The following is a 2434-nucleotide window of genomic DNA, read 5'->3' on the forward strand; positions in this document are numbered from 1 at the left end:
TAGGATTAACAGGAAACACAGGTCCAACGGGTGCAACAGGTGCGACAGGAAATACGGGACCGACTGGGGCAACCGGAGAACAAGGACCAATAGGATTAACAGGAAACACAGGTCCAACGGGTGCAACAGGTGCGACAGGAAATACAGGACCTACTGAAGATGATGTGTTTGCTTCTTTTATAAATTTTGGAGCCGTTTTTACAAATGCGGCATTGATCCCAATGGGAGTAGGAGTAGCGGATACAACTGGTAATATTGTACTAACAGATCCAACTCGTATTACACTTCAACCAGGGATTTATTCTATTTTTTATGAGGTTTCCGGGTTGCTGGCAGAAGCAGGTTATATGCAGATTACACCGTTTTATAATTCTAGTCCACATTTAGAATATGGAATTTATTTTATGACGAATGGTACAGGAAGATCGAGTGCCTTTGGAGCGGTATCCTTTATTATAGATGTCCCTGTTGAAAGTGTATTTAATCTTACTTTCAACAGTCCGGTAACAGTAACCGAGGGAACTTTAACGATGGTGATTTTTAAATTGAGGAGAAATTTATAACTTTTGTTTTCTTTATAACATTAGGGTTCAGTCTTTTTTTCATATAATTGCTAAATTGATTGAAAAGTAAAAGGAAAGTAAAATCTACCTTCACTTTTCTAATAATTATTAATTGTGTCCGAGATTACTCCACAGTTAAAAGATAAAATTATGCATATATTAGAGTAGATAGGAAATGTTTTTAATTTACTAGAACCAATCCTTACACCAACTGACTGTTGTGCTGATTGTTCTTTTTTACCGCTTGTAACCCCTAATGTCAGCATCATAACAAATATCCAATCATCGTTAGCAGGAACAGTTATAAGAAATGAATACGGAATGATAGTTCTTGCTTATGAAGAACGCAACAACGCATCTTTTATATCCTCTTATAGATTTGTTTTTATTGAATCAAGGTAATTTAAGGTGAAAAAATTTAACATTGGGAAATTTCCCAATGTTTTTTAATATAAGGATCTTTTAATAATTTGGATTCACTCATAGTTTTGTTGAAATGTTTATGAAAAGAGTTTATTAAACATATTCTATAAATATTATTTGAAGTTTTTATCCGTTTGATTTTTCTTTCTGTTTATTATAAATAGTTTTAAAAGAGACGAATAGATAATGACAGGACCTCTACATATAAACAAGATATGTTTAGGAAATTATAGCTGCACCCTGCTATACTACGTTTTTTATCTGTTAAATAATCATGAAAATCCTAGGAAAAGCTGATAGTCATAATAAATGTTAAATTTTCTAGAATTATATAAAATGAACTTACTTTTGTGTGCGATAGCTTAAGGAGTACCTATTTATCATCTTTGCTGTCCTTATAAATAAAAATAGATATATTATCACTGTCTTTTAAGTTATTGAATTATGAAAGTAATTATGGGTTCTTAGTTTGTAAAATGATTTTCAACAAATTATCATCTAGTAGGGTAATCTCCACAGACATATTGTAAATCAATACATATATTAAATTAGATACAGAAGAGAGGTGATATATATGATCAATGGAAATATGTTTAATGGAAATATGAACTGTCCCGGATGCCGTTGTTGTCCACCTGTTGTTGTGAATTGTCCAACCGGAGCGACTGGACCGACAGGGCCAACCGGACCAACTGGACCAAGAGGGTATCCTGGAAGTATTGGTCCTCAGGGACCAACCGGGCCAACTGGTTCAATGGGGTATCCTGGTAATACAGGAGCGACTGGTCCAACAGGACCGCAGGGGCCTATTGGGTTTCCAGGACCAACAGGAGCAACTGGTCCAACAGGACCTATTGGATTTCCAGGAAATACGGGAGCAACTGGTCCAACAGGAGTTACAGGACCAACTGGACCAACAGGAGTAACAGGACCAACCGGATCAATTGGACTTCAAGGGAATACTGGCGCAACAGGTGCAACTGGACCTACTGGTCTACCTGGAATTAATGGTGCAACAGGACCGACTGGAGCAACTGGACCAACTGGGCCTATAGGTGCGACTGGGGCTAATGGAGCTACAGGAAATACTGGTCCAATAGGGGCAACCGGACCAACTGGAGCGAATGGGATCACAGGACCAACCGGAGCAACTGGAGCGACTGGAGCAAACGGAATTACAGGGCCAACCGGGCCAACTGGACCAACAGGAGTAACGGGACCAACCGGACCACAGGGAAATACAGGAGCCACGGGAGCTACTGGATTACCAGGAATAAATGGTGTGACAGGTGCTACTGGAGCAACTGGACCAACCGGAGCAACAGGTGCTACTGGCTTACAAGGGGCTACCGGTCCAACCGGAGTAACTGGGAATACGGGAGCAAATGGCGCAACAGGAGCAACTGGTCCAACAGGCGCTACAGGAAACACAGGTGCAGACGGAGCAA

1 protein-coding gene and 1 pseudogene are annotated in these 2434 nt (G+C 39.8%); both read left to right on the forward strand.

All coding sequences use genetic code 11. From position 1 onward, the window contains the following. The coding region (locus ACLRVU_RS11270) for a collagen-like protein (protein WP_412891936.1) at positions 1 to 563 on the forward strand (563 nt) is incomplete at its 5' end. Between the two features lie 1027 nt (positions 564 to 1590). After that, positions 1591 to 2434 (forward strand): annotated as a pseudogene (locus tag ACLRVU_RS11275) (collagen-like repeat preface domain-containing protein); the annotation flags it as partial.

This window comes from Beduini sp., assembly GCF_047239305.1.
In the GTDB taxonomy this organism is placed as follows: domain Bacteria; phylum Bacillota_I; class Bacilli_A; order Erysipelotrichales; family Coprobacillaceae; genus Beduini.